Origin of the sequence: Morganella sp. TYF_1 (assembly GCF_043105645.1) — a bacterium.
Classification (GTDB): domain Bacteria; phylum Pseudomonadota; class Gammaproteobacteria; order Enterobacterales; family Enterobacteriaceae; genus Morganella; species Morganella morganii_B.
Genome location: NZ_JBICLU010000026.1, coordinates 559,703 through 576,413 on the forward strand (window position 1 = coordinate 559,703; position 16,711 = coordinate 576,413).

The 16,711-nt window shown below is 51.1% G+C and carries 18 protein-coding genes; 5 read left to right on the forward strand and 13 right to left on the reverse strand.

Annotated features, from left to right (window positions below):
• Positions 1 to 14: 14 nt before the first annotated feature.
• Both pdxB and ACF8OF_RS15955 read right to left on the reverse strand, forming a co-directional pair.
• Positions 15 to 1,145: a 4-phosphoerythronate dehydrogenase PdxB gene (pdxB, locus tag ACF8OF_RS15950; RefSeq protein ID WP_349467832.1), complete on the reverse strand. Its 1,131-nt coding sequence runs from the start codon at positions 1,143 to 1,145 to the stop codon at positions 15 to 17.
• 144 nt (positions 1,146 to 1,289) lie between these two features.
• The gene (locus ACF8OF_RS15955) at positions 1,290 to 2,066 is read right to left on the reverse strand and encodes a helix-turn-helix domain-containing protein (RefSeq protein WP_262860033.1); all 777 of its coding nucleotides are present in this window, start codon (positions 2,064 to 2,066) and stop codon (positions 1,290 to 1,292) included.
• 101 nt (positions 2,067 to 2,167) lie between these two features.
• Here ACF8OF_RS15955 and ACF8OF_RS15960 point away from each other — a divergent pair, with 101 nt between their 5' ends.
• Both ACF8OF_RS15960 and ACF8OF_RS15965 read left to right on the forward strand, forming a co-directional pair.
• On the forward strand, positions 2,168 to 3,097 hold the full coding sequence (locus tag ACF8OF_RS15960; protein WP_274369813.1) for a DMT family transporter: 930 nt from the start codon (positions 2,168 to 2,170) through the stop codon (positions 3,095 to 3,097).
• A gap of 296 nt (positions 3,098 to 3,393) precedes the next feature.
• Complete coding sequence (locus ACF8OF_RS15965) at positions 3,394 to 3,702, forward strand: colicin E1 family microcin immunity protein (protein ID WP_392497358.1); 309 nt, start codon at positions 3,394 to 3,396, stop codon at positions 3,700 to 3,702.
• Between the two features lie 30 nt (positions 3,703 to 3,732).
• Here the strand turns inward: ACF8OF_RS15965 and ACF8OF_RS15970 are convergent, their stop codons facing one another.
• From ACF8OF_RS15970 to fabB, 3 genes are all read right to left on the reverse strand, one after another.
• Positions 3,733 to 4,968 carry a colicin-like pore-forming protein gene (locus tag ACF8OF_RS15970; RefSeq protein WP_392497121.1) on the reverse strand — a complete coding sequence of 412 codons (1,236 nt, stop codon included), beginning with the start codon at positions 4,966 to 4,968 and terminating at the stop codon, positions 3,733 to 3,735.
• A 201-nt stretch (positions 4,969 to 5,169) separates the two neighbouring features.
• Positions 5,170 to 5,439 (reverse strand): DUF3811 domain-containing protein, encoded by a 270-nt coding sequence (locus ACF8OF_RS15975; protein WP_045138115.1) that lies wholly within the window; start codon positions 5,437 to 5,439, stop codon positions 5,170 to 5,172.
• Between the two features lie 118 nt (positions 5,440 to 5,557).
• Complete coding sequence (gene fabB / locus ACF8OF_RS15980) at positions 5,558 to 6,772, reverse strand: beta-ketoacyl-ACP synthase I (RefSeq protein ID WP_262868011.1); 1,215 nt, start codon at positions 6,770 to 6,772, stop codon at positions 5,558 to 5,560.
• Between the two features lie 195 nt (positions 6,773 to 6,967).
• Between fabB and mnmC the strand changes: the two genes are divergently transcribed.
• Together mnmC and glsA are read left to right on the forward strand one after the other, a co-directional pair.
• Complete coding sequence (mnmC, locus tag ACF8OF_RS15985; protein ID WP_392497122.1) at positions 6,968 to 8,995, forward strand: bifunctional tRNA (5-methylaminomethyl-2-thiouridine)(34)-methyltransferase MnmD/FAD-dependent 5-carboxymethylaminomethyl-2-thiouridine(34) oxidoreductase MnmC; 2,028 nt, start codon at positions 6,968 to 6,970, stop codon at positions 8,993 to 8,995.
• A gap of 243 nt (positions 8,996 to 9,238) precedes the next feature.
• Positions 9,239 to 10,246, forward strand: coding sequence for a glutaminase A (gene glsA, locus ACF8OF_RS15990; RefSeq protein WP_392497123.1), 1,008 nt, complete (start codon positions 9,239 to 9,241; stop codon positions 10,244 to 10,246).
• Positions 10,247 to 10,341: 95 nt separating this feature from the next.
• Here the strand turns inward: glsA and ACF8OF_RS15995 are convergent, their stop codons facing one another.
• From ACF8OF_RS15995 to prmB, 7 genes are all read right to left on the reverse strand, one after another.
• Entirely contained in the window at positions 10,342 to 10,605 is a 264-nt protein-coding gene (locus ACF8OF_RS15995; protein ID WP_262860041.1) for a hypothetical protein, read from the reverse strand.
• A 391-nt stretch (positions 10,606 to 10,996) separates the two neighbouring features.
• A complete protein-coding gene (locus ACF8OF_RS16000; protein ID WP_392497124.1) occupies positions 10,997 to 11,524 on the reverse strand; it encodes a GNAT family N-acetyltransferase in 528 nt (175 codons plus the stop codon).
• Complete coding sequence (locus tag ACF8OF_RS16005; RefSeq protein ID WP_004235092.1) at positions 11,521 to 11,802, reverse strand: YfcL family protein; 282 nt, start codon at positions 11,800 to 11,802, stop codon at positions 11,521 to 11,523. The genes ACF8OF_RS16000 and ACF8OF_RS16005 overlap by 4 nt, the downstream gene beginning before the upstream one ends.
• A 36-nt stretch (positions 11,803 to 11,838) precedes the next feature.
• Positions 11,839 to 12,390, reverse strand: a complete 552-nt coding sequence (locus ACF8OF_RS16010) for an elongation factor P hydroxylase (protein WP_262860044.1) — start codon at positions 12,388 to 12,390, stop codon at positions 11,839 to 11,841.
• 25 nt (positions 12,391 to 12,415) lie between these two features.
• A complete protein-coding gene (locus tag ACF8OF_RS16015) occupies positions 12,416 to 13,216 on the reverse strand; it encodes a sulfite exporter TauE/SafE family protein (RefSeq protein ID WP_025154917.1) in 801 nt (266 codons plus the stop codon).
• Positions 13,217 to 13,268: 52 nt separating this feature from the next.
• Complete coding sequence (gene aroC, locus ACF8OF_RS16020; protein WP_392497125.1) at positions 13,269 to 14,357, reverse strand: chorismate synthase; 1,089 nt, start codon at positions 14,355 to 14,357, stop codon at positions 13,269 to 13,271.
• A gap of 79 nt (positions 14,358 to 14,436) precedes the next feature.
• Complete coding sequence (gene prmB, locus ACF8OF_RS16025) at positions 14,437 to 15,366, reverse strand: 50S ribosomal protein L3 N(5)-glutamine methyltransferase (RefSeq protein WP_025154915.1); 930 nt, start codon at positions 15,364 to 15,366, stop codon at positions 14,437 to 14,439.
• Between the two features lie 194 nt (positions 15,367 to 15,560).
• Between prmB and smrB the strand changes: the two genes are divergently transcribed.
• Positions 15,561 to 16,106 (forward strand): endonuclease SmrB, encoded by a 546-nt coding sequence (gene smrB / locus ACF8OF_RS16030; RefSeq protein ID WP_025154914.1) that lies wholly within the window; start codon positions 15,561 to 15,563, stop codon positions 16,104 to 16,106.
• Here smrB and sixA read toward each other — a convergent pair whose 3' ends face one another.
• Positions 16,107 to 16,577 carry a phosphohistidine phosphatase SixA gene (sixA, locus tag ACF8OF_RS16035; protein ID WP_392497126.1) on the reverse strand — a complete coding sequence of 157 codons (471 nt, stop codon included), beginning with the start codon at positions 16,575 to 16,577 and terminating at the stop codon, positions 16,107 to 16,109. It lies immediately after the preceding gene.
• Positions 16,578 to 16,711: the final 134 nt, after the last annotated feature.

Sequence of the window (16,711 nt, forward strand, 5' to 3'; positions counted from 1 at the left end):
ATGAAAAAATGATTTTATGCGCGGTATTCTGCCGTGAAACCCAGGTCAGACAACAGCGCCGCACTCTGCGCATCATCACAAATAACAGTCAGTGATGACCACTCGCGGCGATCAGGGTAAAACTTGCGCAGTTTATCAAACTCACCCGGCACACCAGCCACCGCGCGTAATGCCGCATCATCACGGCGGACATCATAAACCAGATGCATTAAACGTTTGAGAATACTTTGCGTTACTTTACCTGACAGTGTGATACCGCCGAATTCCGGTACCGGTAACAGTTCCGCCAGCGCAACCTGCTGCGGTTGTCCGGTAAATTCCGCAAAGGCTTCAAAGACCTGCGTAGTGCCGCGCGCCTTGCCTTCCAGAGTATAACCGGCAATATGCGGCGTACCGATATCCGCCAGTGAAAGCAGTTCAGTTGACAGATCCGGCTCCGGCTCCCACACATCCAGCACCACACTCAGCGGCTTGCCGCCGGCCAGTACCGACAGCAGAGCCTGATTATCCACCACTGCGCCACGGCTGGCGTTGATCAGAATGCCGTTGTCTTTCATGGCATTGAGACGGGTTTCATCCATCAGATGCAGCGTGGTGTACGGCCCGGACTTATTCAGCGGGGTATGGAATGTCAGGATATCAGCCTGTGCCACGAGGGTATCGATATCATAAAATGCCCCGGCATCACCGTTATCCGCGCGCGGCGGGTCGCAGATGAGAATATTAACACCCAGTGCCTCCAGCCGCTTCGCCAGACGCCCGCCGACATTCCCGGCCCCGATAATCCCCACGGTTTTATCCGTCAGCTGAAAACTGTCACGTTCCGCCAGCAGCATCAGGGCGGAAAAGACATATTCCACCACCGCAATCGCGTTACAACCCGGCGCTGAGGAGAAACCAATTCCCTGCTCTGCCAGCCAGGCTTTATCCACATGGTCAAAACCGGCGGTTGCCGTACCAGTGAATTTCACCGGGGTATTTTCCAGCAGCTGTGCATTCACTTTCGTGACAGAACGCACCATCAGTGCATCAGCATCATCCAGCACCCCGTCCGGCAACGGACGTCCCGGCACCGCCACCACGTCCCCGAGACGGGAAAACAGGGTTTCGGCGTAAGGCATATTCTCATCTACAACGATTTTCACGGGCTTCACCTTCATACTGTCGGCGGCCGGCGGAGACCTGTCGGTGCGGCGGCACAACCGGAATTGAAACGGATGGCCGCTATTTTGCCACTTCTGCGGCATAAAACCTACGCCCGGAACACCGATTGTTGCTAAAGAGAGCAATTAAGGCTGATGACGGAAACGTTCCGGCGTGACACCCGCCAGCTGGGAAAACATGGCAATGAAGGCGGATGATGAACTGTACCCCACGTCCAGCGCGACATTCTGCACACTGCGGCCCTCCTGTAATAATGCCACCGCCCGCAAAAAACGCAGGCGCTGACGCCATTCACTGAAGGACATCCCCAGTTTCTGCTGACAACGGCGGGATAATGTCCGCTCCGAGGTAAAGCGCCTTGCCGCCCACTCCGCCAGTGACGTATTATCGGACGGATCATTCTCCAGCGCACTGAGCACCGGTGCCAGCAGTTTATCGTCCGTGACCGGCAGATAGGTCGGCTGACAACGTGACAACAGCAGCTGGTCAGTCAGCACCAGCGCCAGCCGTCTGTCCGCCTCTGTTTCCGGCTCCCGGACTTTGCGCCCGAACAAATCCTGCATCACGGCACTGAACACCGGCGTCAGTTCTATCACACAGGCCATCTGCGGTAACTGCGGTGCCCACTGCGGCGAAATATCAATAATTTTGAAAGAGGCGCAGGCTTTGTTATAACTGGCATGTTCCGTCCCCGGCGGGATCCAGATACAAAACCCGGCCGGGGCCAGATAGCGCTGTCCCTCAACGGTCATCTCCATCACACCGCTGGCAACATACAACAGCTGACCAAAGGGATGATGATGAAGGGCAAATTCTGTTTCCGAATAAAACTGTTCATGACGGCAGATTAATGTCACCGGGTCTTTCACGCCCAGTGATGAAATATCTGACTTGCGGGCCATCTTGTCAGATCCTCTCTATAAATTGGCGGGATATCGTTATATAGAATAATTAAGACATATTACACTACATCACCTGCCTGATAATGAAAATGAGTTTAAGAATGAAAAACCTGCTTTTGCCCCTCGGGGCTGTATTAATCTGGTCTGTAAATGCCGTGGTGAATAAACTGGCTGCCGGCGCCATCGCCCCCGGCGCGATTTCCTTTTACCGCTGGGCACTGGCGCTCGCCGTGATGACACCGTTCCTGATCATACCCGTCTGGCAGCAGCGCGCGGTGATCAAACAACACGCATGGAAACTGTTTATCCTCGGTTTTCTCGGCATGGGGCTGTATCAGAGCCTGGCGTATTACGCGGCGTATACTGTCAGCGCCACCTTTATGGGAATCATCACCTCGCTGATCCCGCTGCTGACCGTGGTGTTAAGTATTCCGGTACTGCGGATCGCGCCGACCATCGGTATTGTGCTGGGAACGATCCTCTCCCTGAGCGGCCTGACCTGGCTTATCAGCAAGGGACATCCGGCAGATTTACTGCATCAGGGACTGGGACAGGGTGAAATGCTGATGTTTATCGCCGGTCTGGCTTATGCTTTCTACGGCGTGCTGACCAAACGCTGGGCGATCCCGCTGTCCAGCATTCACTCGCTGTATATGCAGATTGTGTTTGGCGTGCTGCTGCTGATCCCGGTATTCCTCAGTGCCGGGGATGTGACACTGAACCGCGATAATATCGGGCTGGTATTGTATGCGGGAATTGCGGCCTCTATTTTTGCGCCGCTGCTGTGGATCCTGGGCGTCACCCGTTTGGGTGCAAACGCCGCCTCCATCTTTATGAACCTGGCGCCGGTACTGACTGCCATTATCGCCGCGGTCTTCCTGAAAGAAGAACTGCACAGCTACCATATTATCGGCGGCGGCGTGGTACTGATCGGGGTCATTATGGCGCAGCGTCTGCGCACACCACTGACGCAGATTATCCGCCGCAAAAGCAGGAAACCGCAGCCACAGCGGTGTGAGGCCGGGGAATAGATAAAAACAAAATCAGGGCCCGGCATTCAGGGATAACCAACAAATGAAAAGCGTTAATTCATTGATGAATCATATGATTTTCTTTTGTTGTTATCCCTGTTTTAATAACTCTATCAATGCCTTATCTGTATTCTGCTATTTTGGGGCATCTTTGTAATTTTTCACCTCTGTCACAAAGTGACAAAACAGTATCAGTATTGATTCTTATTATCATATATGACCATGTTAAAGTCCTGCCAATGGCACACCAATCTACGGGAGACCATACAGTGACTAAACAATATTATATTCAAAATATGTGCTGGGGATGGGTTATTAGTTTTTGGCTTTTATATCTGTCATGGGGTGATGACTTTAAATATAAAACAGCCCTTTTAGTTATTATATTTTTTGGTTTCATATTCTATCCGTTTACTAAATGGTGTGTTGAATGTTTTTTCTTAACATTCACTACAAGGAAATTTTGGAATAGTGGTTTTTTTATAGATACTCCGGGGAAAATGGGGCTACTTGCAATATACAGTTGCAGTACTTTTTTACTATCCATTCCAATTATAATTATTTTTATTCTGACACATATTATGAAAAGGCTGCTGATAAAATAAGCAGCCTATCTGTTTATCCGGCTATGTAATTCAGATCCCCCAAAATTGGTTCGCTTTTTCTACAAACTTATCATCAATGACGAAACCAACGCCCGCCATGATCAGGCCATACATTATCAGCCCTACAGGATTACCAATTAGCATACTGAACGCAAAGGCAACAACTACTGTAGCTGCCATTCCTGCAGCAATTGTTTCTGTTTTGACGAAAAATGGTCGCCAATCACCAGTTTGTATTGCGTTGTATAATGAGGTACTCCAATTAGCTAAATCAATAAATTTACTGGTATACCCCATACCCTTACTAAATCGTTTAAAATTTTCAGCGGCAACTTTTACATCAACAGATTCAAGCCACTTTGCAATGGCGGCGCGATCCTGAGAATTGATTTTTTTATCCGGATTGGCTCTGTGTTTCTCCCATGACTTCGCGGCATCGTCTGCATTAAGGATTATCTTCCCTTTCGCCTGCTCCGCCAACATTTTCGCCAGTCGCTCTGCTTTTTCACCATACATTTTAAACACTTCTTTATAAAAATCTGCTGTAAATTTTACGGCTGTTTTAACCTGACTAAATTCGTCTTCTTCTTTTATTACGTCATTTTCTGCTGCTTTTATCCTCTCATCCTGTAAAACAATTTCTTTTGTTATACTTTTTCCTTTTTCCCATTCCTTTTTTATCTCCCCATGGGTTTTATCCTGCATACGCCTGTTGAGCTCACTGTTATAAAACCATGCCTCATCACTTAATCTCTTTCTTTCTGCATCAGATTTTCTTTTTCTTGCTTCATTCAGTAAATTAATTACCTTTTCTTTTTGTAACTGAAATTTTTTCACAATAACGTTTAGTGTGGCACTTTCCAAAACATCACTTGCGTTCTTTATTTTTTCATTTACCTCAGCTATATTTTTTATTATCTCACTGATATCTTTATTTATATCTTCTTCAAGTTTTGTTAAGTATTCTAATTTCCTTGCCGACCCTTCACGACGTTCCTTTCTGATTTCTTCATCCACCGGATGCATCCAGCCATCATCGGCATCATCCCATACAGGATTCGGGGATGTGTTCATATCTGCAATATTCTGATCCCAGATATGAGTTATCCTGCCGCTATCTGCCGGGATATCCCCGGTCCATCCGGTAACAATCATAGTCTCACCATTGTCTGATGCTTTTTGCCAGCCCTCTCCTTTCCAGTGATACCCCATGGAGGTCATCACATCACGCTCAAACGGTGTGGTGTCTTCGTATCGATTCGTCATAACATATTCCTTTTATAAAAATGCGCAGTGAATACAAATCGGCTCCCAGCCGTGTTTTTCACTGTAATTCAGGAATATGTTGTTTATTAAAACTAAAATTAATCAGGTCTGTATCTTATAAAATAAGACAACAAGGCGGGATACAAAAACCGCCGCATGGCGGTTATCGTAATAAAAACGGAAGTAAGTTCTCGGAGAGGCTCAGCGTAATCCCCGCGTATGGGTTTTCGCTGACCAGCTATATGTTTCTGTTCCGCTGCCGGGTTTGATTTTATCCTTTTTTTTCTGCGCTCTGACTTTGGCGGCAGCGGCATCCACTTCTTTGGAAATCTCGGTGATAATCTGATCTTTGACTTTATTCTGCTCCGCATTGGTCAGCGGACGCCCCAATTTCTTTTGTTCCTGCGCCAGCCGGGTGCGGACACGGATTTTCTGCGGCTCAGTCATCTCTGCGATAGTCAGCTTTTTCATTCATCACCCCTGTGGCAGTAAAAGGATAAACAGTACCGTTATACCCTGACAGACTTTGCCGCAAAAGAAAATGCCCCGGTGATTAAACCGGGGCATTTATCTGATCAACCGGGCAAAATCAGTTCTGATATTTGCGCATAACCAGTGTGGCGTTGGTGCCGCCGAAGCCGAAGCTGTTGGACATCACAGTGGTCAGCTCGCGTTCGGTCGGTTCGGTGATAATCGCCATACCCTCCGCTTTCTCATCGAGATCTTCCACGTTGATGCTCGGTGCGATAAAACCGTGCTCCAGCATCAGCAGGCTGTAGATAGCCTCATGAACACCTGCCGCACCCAGTGAGTGACCGGTCATGGCTTTGGTCGCTGACAGTGCCGGGGTGTGGTCACCGAACACTTCACGGATCGCTTCCAGCTCTTTGGTATCACCGACCGGTGTGGATGTACCGTGGGTGTTGATGTAATCAACCGGTGTATCCAGGCCATGCATCGCCATCTGCATACAGCGGACCGCACCTTCACCGGACGGGGCAACCATGTCCGCGCCGTCAGATGTCGCGCCGTAGCCGACCACTTCCGCGTAGATATGTGCACCGCGCGCCAGCGCGTGTTCCAGCTCTTCCACCACGACCATACCGCCGCCGCCTGCGATCACAAAGCCGTCACGGCCCTGATCATAAGTACGGGATGCTTTGTCCGGTGTTTCGTTGTATTTGGTGGACAGTGCGCCCATTGCGTCAAATTCGCAGCTCATTTCCCAGCACAGTTCTTCACCGCCGCCGGCAAACACCACATCCTGTTTGCCCAGCTGGATCAGTTCCACCGCGTGGCCGATACAGTGTGCAGAGGTGGAGCAGGCAGAGCTGATTGAGTAGTTCACGCCTTTGATTTTAAACGGTGTCGCTAAGTTTGCGGACACACCGGATGCCATTGCACGCGGCACCAGGTAAGGACCGACACCACGCAGACCTTTGGCACGCATGCCGTCAGCCGCGATAGCCTGAGTGCGCGGGGAACCGCCGCCGGAACCGGCAACCACACCGGTACGGTAGTGAGACACCTGCTCTTCTGTCAGGCCTGAGTCTGCAATGGCCTGTTCCATGGAAAGATACGCATAGATAGATGCATCACTCATGAAACGGACAGTTTTACGATCAATAAGACCCGCAGTGTCCAGTTTGACGTTACCCCAAACCTGGCTGCGCATGCCGATCTCTTTAAATTCTTCTGAGAATGTGATCCCGGAACGACCTTCTCTCAAAGAAGCCAGTACTTCCTCCCGGTTATTACCGATACTTGAGATAATCCCCAGACCGGTGATTACTGCACGCTTCATTCAATACCTCTGTCATTTTAAGTAGTACGGGATTTTAGCGCTACTTTAGCTTACACCTGTAAGCTGAACAAGTCCGATCAGACGTTTTTTCGCATCTTTACATACCGATATTGTGCTGTGTCACATCCGGCATGGCAGTACAGCGCAAAGCAGAGTAAAATCAGGGAAAACCGAACAAAACCTTCAGGCCGTAACGTGAAAAAAACCGCAATTGAAACTGCACATTTAACCTGGAATGAACAGGGTACACCTGTTTCGCAACATTTTGATGACGTCTATTTTTCTAACGATGACGGACTGGCGGAAACCCGCTATGTGTTTCTTAACGGCAACGGTTTTCCGGACAGATTTGCTCAAATGACCACGCCGGTCTGTACTGTCGCAGAAACCGGGTTTGGTACCGGACTGAATTTTCTCACGTTGTGGCAAAGCTTCCTGGCGTTCCGGAATGCCAATCCCGCGCATCCGCTGAAGCGCCTGCACTTTATCAGTTTTGAAAAATTCCCGCTGACCGTGGCTGATTTGCAGGCCGCCCACCGCCACTGGCCGGAGTTCGCGGATCTCTCCTTACAGCTGTGCGCTCAGTGGCCGCAGCCGTTACCCGGTTGTCACCGTATTCAGCTTTCCGGCGGTGAAATTACCCTCGATTTATGGCTGGGAGATGTTAATGAACTGCTCCCTTCCCTCACTCACGCACTGGACAACAAGATCGATGCCTGGTTTCTCGACGGTTTTGCCCCGTCCAAAAATCCGGATATGTGGCAGCAGTCGCTGTTTGAGCTGATGATTCGTTTTTCAAAACCGGGCGGTACCTTTGCCACCTTTACCGCCGCCGGGTTTGTCCGCCGTGGCTTGCAGCAGGCCGGATTTACCGTTGAGCGCCGTAAAGGCTTCGCGCATAAGCGGGAATGCCTGTCCGGGGTGAATCCCCGTGATGCGGCACCATCGGTGACACCGTGGTTTGATCGTCATCCGGCCACCGCCCGGCAGAAAATAGCGGTCATTGGCGGCGGGATCGCCGGGGTTCTCTCTGCTCTCGCCCTGCTGCGCCGTGGTGCGGATGTGTCCTTATATTGTGCGGATAATGCATTGGCGCTCAATGCCTCCGGTAACCGCCAGGGTGCGCTTTATCCGCTGCTGACCGGACGGGATGATCCGCTTGAGCGCTTTTTTACCGCCGCATTCCCGTTTGCCCGCCGTACATACGATGCACTGTCAGCTCAGGGCGTGAAATACGATCATGACTGGTGCGGCGTGATCCAGCTGATGTATCACGAAAAAAGCAGTAAAAAAATCAATAACATTTCATCTGTCGCTTGGCCGGATGACATGGTGCAGCGCCTGTCACGGGAACAGCTTTCTGAACTTGCCGGAACCGATGTGAATTTTGACGGCCTGCACTATCCGCAGGGCGGCTGGCTCTGCCCGCAGGAACTGGTACGCAATACCGCAGCACTGGCACAGAAAGAAGGACTTCATCTGCATGTAAACTGTGAGGTGAAAACGCTGCTCCCCGCAGAACAGGGCTGGCAACTCCGTTTTGCGGATAACAGTACGGCAGAAGCGGATGTGGTGGTGCTGGCAAACGGCCACTGTATCACACAGTTTCCGCAGACCGCCCCGCTGCCGGTTACCCCGGTGCGCGGCCAGGTCAGCCATGTGCCGTCGGTACCGGCGATTGCCGGGCTGAGAAAAGTGCTGTGTTATGAAGGTTATCTGACCCCGGTGAATCCGGCTGACGATCTGCACTGTATTGGTGCCAGCCACCAGCGCAATGATTTGGGCACGGAATACCGCGAAGAGGAACAAACTGCCAACAAACAGCGGCTGCTCACCTCGCTGCCCGATGTCAGCTGGCCGGAGATGGTGGATATCAGCACCGGAGAATCCCGTCAGGGGATCCGCTGCACATTACGTGATCACCTGCCGCTGGCCGGAAATGTTCCTGATTTTGCCGCATTAACAGCGCGTTATACACATCTGGGTGAACAAAAATCATCCCCGGAAACCGTATGCAGTGTTCCGCATCTGCCTCAGCTGTTTTTGCTGGCCGCACTCGGCTCACGCGGATTATGCACCGCTCCGCTGGCGGCTGAAGTGCTGGCAGCACAGATTTTCGGTGAGGCGCTTCCGCTGGATGATGACACACTCGCCGCCATCCATCCCGCCCGTTTCCATGTCCGTAAATTACTGAAAGGCCGTCCGCTGCCGCAAAAATCCTGACCCGCTTCTGACCGGTCACCTGCCGGTCTTCATCACATTATTGATATTTTTTCCGCCGGTGAAACGGAATTTCATCAGCAGACTTTATTGATCGCCGCCACAAACCAGGGTCATTTTGTGTTCGTTCTCACAGAAACCGGCTCAGTTCACCTGTCAGCGGCAATTTCTCTTGCCCAATGATCAATTTACAGAAAAGTCAGTGTGCCTATACGCTTCATCCGGAAATAATAACCGGAGAAGATTATGAAGAATAAAATAGTTATCGCCCTGACCTTTTCGCTGTTTTGTTTTACCTCTGCCTACGCAAAGAACAATAATATTCCCGATAATAGTGTTCGCTACGATACGATTGCTGAGCAGGCGTATCAAAAATTCAAAAGCGAAAAATCCGGTAACGTGGCGGATTATATTCCGGCTCTCGCCAAATACAGCCCCGATAATTACGCCGTTGTGATTGCCACGGTAGACGGCAAAATCTACAGCGCCGGAGATAAAGATAAGCTGTTCCCGCTGGAATCCCTGTCAAAAGTCTTTACCCTCGCAATGGTGATGGATCAACAGGGTTCAGAGGTCGTTCTGGAGAAACTGGGCGCTAATGCCACCGGCTTGCCGTTTAACTCCGGACTGGCGATTGAACTGCGACCGGATCGCCCGCAGAACCCGCTGGTCAATGCCGGGGCTATCAGCGCAGTCAGTCTGATCAAGGCCAAAAACCCAGACGACCGCTGGCAGCAGATTATGGAGAACATGGAAGCTTACGCCGATACAAAACTGACGGTGAATGATGAAGTATACCGCTCTGAATCCGAAACCAATCAGCACAACCAGGCACTGGCGCGGCTGATGCAATCTTACGGTATGTTATACGGCAATCCGGATGAGGCGGTTGACCTTTATACCCGCCAGTGTTCTGTGGATGCCACAACGGTTGATCTGGCAAAAATGGGGGCGGTACTGGCTAATCACGGTAAATCCCCGTACAACGGCAAACAGTTACTGAGTGCCGAAAACACCGGCAAAGTACTGGCAGAGATGGCGATTGCCGGGCTGTATGACGGTTCCGGTACCTGGTTGTATCAGGTCGGTATTCCGGCGAAAAGTGGTGTCGGCGGCGGTATTCTGGCCGTGGTTCCGGGTAAATACGCCGTGGCTGTTTATTCCCCGCCGCTGGATAAAGCAGGCAACAGTGTCAGAGCACAGGCAGCTATCCGCTATATTGCTCAGGAAACCGGTGCTGATTTGTATCAGTAATGTGACATAAAAAAGGGTCATCAGCATCGTTGCTGATGACCCGTGATCATCTCTTCTTTATAGTTATCAGTCCGCTTGACGCGGTCCTGTTTTTGTCAGGCGTTCAGGGCAATCACGCTTTTCGCGCATTTATCCTCTGAACGGTACAGCAAATCTAATTCCCGTTTGGCATTAAAAATTATTAATCCGGTAAATAAAATCATACCGATGGAAGGGACTGCTCTTTCAATGACGCTCATTCCGTCAAGTTTAAACCAGAAAGAAAATAACAGTGCCAGCAAGACCACCGCAGCAACCGCTATCTTCGTGTAAATAGTCACAGCCTGTTGTGCTGCGTTTTTCGGTTGTAATTCAAACATAATCAATACCTGTATTTTGTGGGGACAGACACATTCTGACACAATGAATGTTAATAGCAAGTTAATAGTTTATGCTATTTACTCAACATATCTACGTAGTTATTGACTTTTATGCAACAAAAGAGACGATAGTCTCAGAAACGGGTACCCAATTATCTATATGGAAGATGATTAAAAATCATTCTGTTAAACAGAAAAATCTATAACCTGATCATAAAACCCGGCGCTGAGACATAAAAAAACGGCACTATTTTCGCCGTTAATGTCACAATCACAAGTTATTTTATTATTATCTGTTAATGTATTAGCGGCTGGATGATTAGTCCGGAATAAATAAAAAAGACCGCATGTTCGTGCGGCCTTTTCTCATCAATTGCGATATTTCACTTTTTCAAAAAATCCGGTAAACCATGGAACAGCGATCACAGAATTGCAGCCCGTATTCTGCCTCTTTCAGCATAATCGCTTCCAATGCCGGTGCGCGGGAAACATCGCATACCTCAAAACCAAGATGCTCATAATAAGGCCGGTTCCAGGCCACATCCCGGAATGTGGTCAGCGTAACTGCCACACAACCGCGTGCAATCGCCACATTCTGTACCCGCTCAATCAGCTGACGCCCCAGCCCCTGACGCTGATGCGCCGCAGAGACAGAAAGCTCATCAATATGCAGCCCGGTACCAAGATTGGATACCAGCACAAATCCTGCCGGCTGATCCTGACTGTCCGCTGCCACCCACGCATTACCGTTGGCGATATAATTGCGGAATGCCGTTTCGGAATGGCCTTCACTGCGCGCTATCCATTCATAGCCCGGTACTGTCGCAAATAACGCACCGGCAGAGGATTCAACAGCCGGTAACAATGCGGCGTCCGCCGGACGGGCCCGGCGGATGCGGTATTGTGGTTTGGCTGTCATTCCTGCTCCTGCGCGGTTTGCAGCAGGCGTTTCCAGGTTTCCAGCACCAGCACCTGATCCGGCGGTGTCAGCTCCCCGGCACTGATTGCCTGACGGATACTCTCCTCCACCCGGTTGTGAAGCGCCTCAACGGAGTGATCACCCGACTGTTCCAGTTCTGCCACCGCGAGGGTCAGGTGCCCCTGCAGATAACCGCCCGCAAACAGTTCATCGTCTGTGGCATGTTCAACCATGTCATCAATCTGGGCGAGGATACGCGTTTCATAATCCGCAAGCATGTTTGTTCCTTAAAGTTCAGTCACCGGAATCGTTTGTCAGGCAAACGGATCTTCCGGCCATGGAAATTGGTCCGCAGTCAGCGGCGGCGTATTGTAGAACGATTGCAGGGCATTAATAAACCTTGCTGCACGCGGGGGTATTGAGTTCTGCGCCAGATATTCCATCACCTGCCCATGGACAATTCGCCGGAATTTGACGCGATCAGGTTCGAAATCACCGTCAAGGTTGTCACAACTGACGTTAAACGGATAACCGGCAGCCTGACAAAATAACCAGTCCAGCGCCTGCGGTTTTATTTCCACAACCTCAAATTCTGACTGCGTTTGCGCATCACGACCATCCGGGCAGTACCAGTAACCAAAATCGACCTGCTTTCTGCGCGCTTTCCCGGCAATGCACCAGTGCGATATTTCATGGATAGCACTGGCATAAAAGCCGTGAGCAAACACGATACGGTTATAAGGCGCTTCATCATCTGCAGGCAGATAAATCGGCTCATCGTCACCTTTAATCAGGCGGGTATTGAAATCAGCAAAAAATTCGTTATCAAAAATCTCAATTAACTGCTGATATTGATGTGTACTCATTGATTATATAAACCACTAATAAAAATTAAAAAAGCTGAGACAGCCACGTACTGATAGTATCGCCGTGATTGTCATAAATCAGTTTGATGCTCATCAGGAAAGAGACAGTTACCAGCATCGGCCGGATCAGTTTTTGTCCGCGGCTCAGCACCATACGGGCACCGAGGCGGGCGCCGATAAGTTGTCCGCCCAGCATGGCAAAGCCCATCAGCCAGATAACATGACCGCTGAAAATAAAGAATGAGAGTGAACCGACATTGGAGGCAAAGTTCAGCACTTTGGCGTGAGCCGTGGCTTTCGCCAGGTTAAAACCGGCCAGGGTCACATACGCCAGGGCGTAGAAAGAGCCCGCGCCCGGCCCGAAAACACCGTCATAAAAACCAATGCCGATACCGGCGGTACAACCGAAGGCAAACGGCATCAGGCGCTGTTTCTGGTCAGCAGCACCAATAGAGGGGGTCAGCAGGAAATAGAGGCCGATGGCAATCACCAGCAGCGGCAGCAACTGACGAAGGAATTCCGGATTCACAAACTGCACCAGCCCGGAGCCGATAACAGCGCCAATCAGCGTCATCATTATCGGCACCCGTTGCCCCACAAGATCCACCGCTTTGCGCCGGACAAAATAGAAACTGGCAGAGAACGAGCCGCCGACCGCCTGTAATTTGTTGGTCGCCAGTGCCTGCACCGGCGGTACGCCGACAGCCAGCAGCGCCGGGATTGTCAGTAATCCGCCGCCGCCGGCAATCGCATCAATAAACCCGGCAATCAGCGCAACAAAGAACAGCAATACATAGATTTCAACACCGAACTGAAACCATTCCATTTTTTACCTGCCAATAAAATCCCGGGCACAATCCCCGGGACGTCTGTTTAAATCATGACCAGGCCGGTAACGGCGGCGTGACATCCGCACATTGTCCGCGGTGACGCAGAAGGTGATCGAGCAGCACAATCGCGGTCATTGCTTCGGCAATCGGCACAGCACGTATCCCGACACAGGGGTCATGACGCCCTTTGGTGATCATTGCCACCTCTTCGCCCTGCCGGTTCAGCGTATTACCGGGAACGGTAATCGATGATGTCGGTTTCAGGGCAATATGTGCGATGATTGGCTGGCCGCTGCTGATGCCGCCGAGAATGCCGCCCGCGTGATTGCTGGTAAAACCGGTCTGATAAATTTCATCCCGGTTTTCGCTGCCTTTGAGGTTAACCACACCGAATCCATCCCCGATTTCGACACCTTTCACCGCGTTGATGCTCATCAGCGCATGTGCCAGATCCGCATCCAGACGATCAAAGACCGGTTCACCCAGACCCGCCGGGACGTTTTCCGCCACTACCGTGACTTTCGCACCGATGGAATCCCCCTCTTTTTTCAGGCCGCGCAGTAATTCATCCAGCGCCTCCAGCTGACGTTCATCAGGACAGAAAAACGGATTTTGCTCCGCCAGTGCCCAGTCGCGGATATCACATTTGATATCCCCCATCTGGGTCAGACAGGCCCGGACTGTCACACCGAATTTCTCATGCAGATACTTTTTGGCAATCGCCCCGGCCGCTACGCGCATCGCCGTTTCACGGGCAGATGAGCGGCCGCCGCCGCGGTAATCCCGAAAGCCGTACTTCTGCTCATAGGTGTAATCCGCATGCCCCGGCCGGAAGAGATCTTTGATGGCACCGTAATCCTGTGAGCGCTGATCGGTATTTTCAATCAGCAGCCCGATACTGGTTCCGGTGGTTTTTCCTTCAAATACCCCTGACAGAATTCTGACCTGATCCGGCTCACGGCGCTGCGTGGTATAGCGGGATGTGCCCGGACGGCGGCGGTCGAGGTCTGCCTGCATATCAGCCTCGGTCAGCGCCAGTCCCGGCGGTACGCCGTCAACAATACAACCCAGCGCCGGGCCGTGTGATTCACCAAAGGTGGTTACGCGAAAAAGTTCGCCGATACTGTTTCCGGCCATCGTGTTTTCCTGTCTCTGATTGTGTGCAAGTGAATGGTTTTAACCTGTTTTTATGTTTCTATTCCTACAGGAGGAACGGTTATTTGAAAAGTTTAAAAGCATCATGATGTTCTGCTAATTGATCACGAGTTAACATAAAGACACCGTCTCCCCCGTTTTCAAACGACAGCCAGATAAACGGCACTTCCGGGAATTCGGCCATCAGATGTACCTGACTGTTACCGACTTCACAAATCAGCACCGCATCTTCTGACATATAATCCGGCGCATTGGCGAGGATCCTGCGTACCAGTTTCAGGCCGTCACTGCCCGCAGCCAGCGCCAGCTCTGGTTCTACGCGGAATTCATCCGGTAAATCACTCATATCTTCCGCATCAACATACGGCGGATTGGTGACAATCAGATCATATTTCACCGCAGGCAGATCGTTGAACAAATCTGAACGCATCGGCACCACACGGTGAGATAAGCCATGATTCTCAATGTTCATTTCTGTGACTTCCAGCACATCGGCGGAGATGTCTGCCGCGTCCACTTCCGCATCCGGGAACTCATACGCGCAGGCAATTGCGATACAACCGCTGCCGGTGCAGAGATCGAGAATCGTTTCCGGTTCTGCATCCAGCAATCCTGCAAAGTGATTGTTAATCAGCTCACCAATCGGTGAACGCGGGATCAGCACGCGCTCATCAACATAAAATTCATGGCCGCAGAACCAGGAACGGTTAGTCAGGTACGGCACCGGCACCCGTTCGGTGATCCGGCGCAGTACGCGCTCCACAATACGGTGACGCTCCGAGGAGGTCAGCCGGGACTGATACAGTTCAGCGGGTAAATCCAGAGGCAGAAACAGTGTCGGCAGTACCAGCTGGAGGGCTTCATCCCAGGCATTATCTGTACCGTGGCCATAGTAAATGTTGGCCGCATTAAAACGGCTCATTGCCCAGCGCAGCATATCCTGCAGCGTGTGAAGCTCACTGACGGCTTCATCAACGTAAATTTTATCCAAAGTGCCTCCGGCGGGGTAAAACAAAATAAGATATCTGATAGCGTAGTTTGCCATGAAGTCGCTGCTAAATCAGCATATCTTGTGAAATGCGCGGCAATTTTCCGGTGGCTCCCGTCAGCGGTGACCGGCAGTATAGCGTCAACATCCTTAAAAAAATCGGTTACACTATGGAAAATAGTAAGTGATGAGATGTTATGAAAAAGAAGACACCCCTGACTGATGATGACCTGAACCTGTTTAAAGAGGCCATCAGCGGGACACGTAAAATCAGACAGGATATTGTGGTGCATCCGAAATCACGGGCTGGTGTGACAAAAATTGCGCCTGAACGGCTGTTACAGGATCAGGTTGATGCCAGTTTCTATTTCTCTGATGAATATCGCCCGAACCTGGATATGGACGGCCCGGCGCGCTATCTGCGGGAAAATGCCAGCCCGTATGAGCTGAAAAAACTGCGTCGCGGGGATTATGTACCGGAGTTGTTTTTAGACCTGCACGGGCTGACTCAGCTTCAGGCCAAGCAGGAAATTGGTGCGCTCATCGCCGCTGCCCGCCGCGAAAACACCTATTGTGTCTGTATTATGCACGGACACGGCAAGCATGTACTGAAACAACAGACACCGTTATGGCTGGCACAACACCCGGATGTGATCGCCTTTCACCAGGCCCCTAAGGAATGGGGCGGCACTGCCGCATTACTGCTTCTGATTGAGATTGCTGAAACCGCCCGGCGCGAGTAATCAGTCAATCTGCCCGGGACCGCGGTGCCAGAGCAGTGCGCCGCGTCCGTCATCATCCAGTTCAATACAGGCAACAGACGATGTTGCAAACATCGGTGCTGTTTCCTGCGGACACAATTCCGCCACCAGATAACCGACCAGCGGAAGATGCGATACCACCAGCACCCCTTTGTGCCCCTCTTCCGCCAGAAAACGGATATAATCTGCCACGCTCTCCGCATTCCCGGAAGGCGTCAGTCCCGGCATCACCTCTTCCTGAGCCGGTAAACTCAGCGCATCACGGATTTCGGTCAGTGTCTGCTCTGCCCGCAGATACGGGCTGACCAGAACGGTATCAATCTGAACGTGCTGCCCGGCGAGCCATTTTGCCATGCAACGGGAATCTGTTATCCCTTTTGCGGTCAGGGGCCGGACTGAATCACTGGCGGCCTGCAAAGCAGCATCGCCATGTCGCATAATAAGAACTTGCATACGTCACCGTCTGAACAGGACGGATACGGTCATGTCTGAATCCCCGGGCCGTATCACATCAAAGAATGATCTGTTTAAAATTATCGTTATTTCTGTGTCCCCGTCAGGGGAGGTGAAAGGCATTCTGCCTCAAA

What these genes read in the sequence shown, in the direction of transcription:
- ACF8OF_RS15955 (WP_262860033.1), bottom strand. Translation starts at nt 2,066, where the DNA reads ATGGCCCGCAAGTCAGATATTTCATCACTGGGCGTGAAAGACCCGGTG.
- ACF8OF_RS15960 (WP_274369813.1), top strand. Translation starts at nt 2,168, where the DNA reads ATGAAAAACCTGCTTTTGCCCCTCGGGGCTGTATTAATCTGGTCTGTA.
- ACF8OF_RS15965 (WP_392497358.1), top strand. Translation starts at nt 3,394, where the DNA reads ATGTGCTGGGGATGGGTTATTAGTTTTTGGCTTTTATATCTGTCATGG.
- ACF8OF_RS15970 (WP_392497121.1), bottom strand. Translation starts at nt 4,968, where the DNA reads ATGACGAATCGATACGAAGACACCACACCGTTTGAGCGTGATGTGATG.
- ACF8OF_RS15975 (WP_045138115.1), bottom strand. Translation starts at nt 5,439, where the DNA reads ATGAAAAAGCTGACTATCGCAGAGATGACTGAGCCGCAGAAAATCCGT.
- fabB (WP_262868011.1), bottom strand. Translation starts at nt 6,772, where the DNA reads ATGAAGCGTGCAGTAATCACCGGTCTGGGGATTATCTCAAGTATCGGT.
- glsA (WP_392497123.1), top strand. Translation starts at nt 9,239, where the DNA reads ATGAAGAATAAAATAGTTATCGCCCTGACCTTTTCGCTGTTTTGTTTT.
- ACF8OF_RS15995 (WP_262860041.1), bottom strand. Translation starts at nt 10,605, where the DNA reads ATGTTTGAATTACAACCGAAAAACGCAGCACAACAGGCTGTGACTATT.
- ACF8OF_RS16000 (WP_392497124.1), bottom strand. Translation starts at nt 11,524, where the DNA reads ATGACAGCCAAACCACAATACCGCATCCGCCGGGCCCGTCCGGCGGAC.
- ACF8OF_RS16005 (WP_004235092.1), bottom strand. Translation starts at nt 11,802, where the DNA reads ATGCTTGCGGATTATGAAACGCGTATCCTCGCCCAGATTGATGACATG.
- ACF8OF_RS16010 (WP_262860044.1), bottom strand. Translation starts at nt 12,390, where the DNA reads ATGAGTACACATCAATATCAGCAGTTAATTGAGATTTTTGATAACGAA.
- ACF8OF_RS16015 (WP_025154917.1), bottom strand. Translation starts at nt 13,216, where the DNA reads ATGGAATGGTTTCAGTTCGGTGTTGAAATCTATGTATTGCTGTTCTTT.
- aroC (WP_392497125.1), bottom strand. Translation starts at nt 14,357, where the DNA reads ATGGCCGGAAACAGTATCGGCGAACTTTTTCGCGTAACCACCTTTGGT.
- smrB (WP_025154914.1), top strand. Translation starts at nt 15,561, where the DNA reads ATGAAAAAGAAGACACCCCTGACTGATGATGACCTGAACCTGTTTAAA.
- sixA (WP_392497126.1), bottom strand. Translation starts at nt 16,577, where the DNA reads ATGCAAGTTCTTATTATGCGACATGGCGATGCTGCTTTGCAGGCCGCC.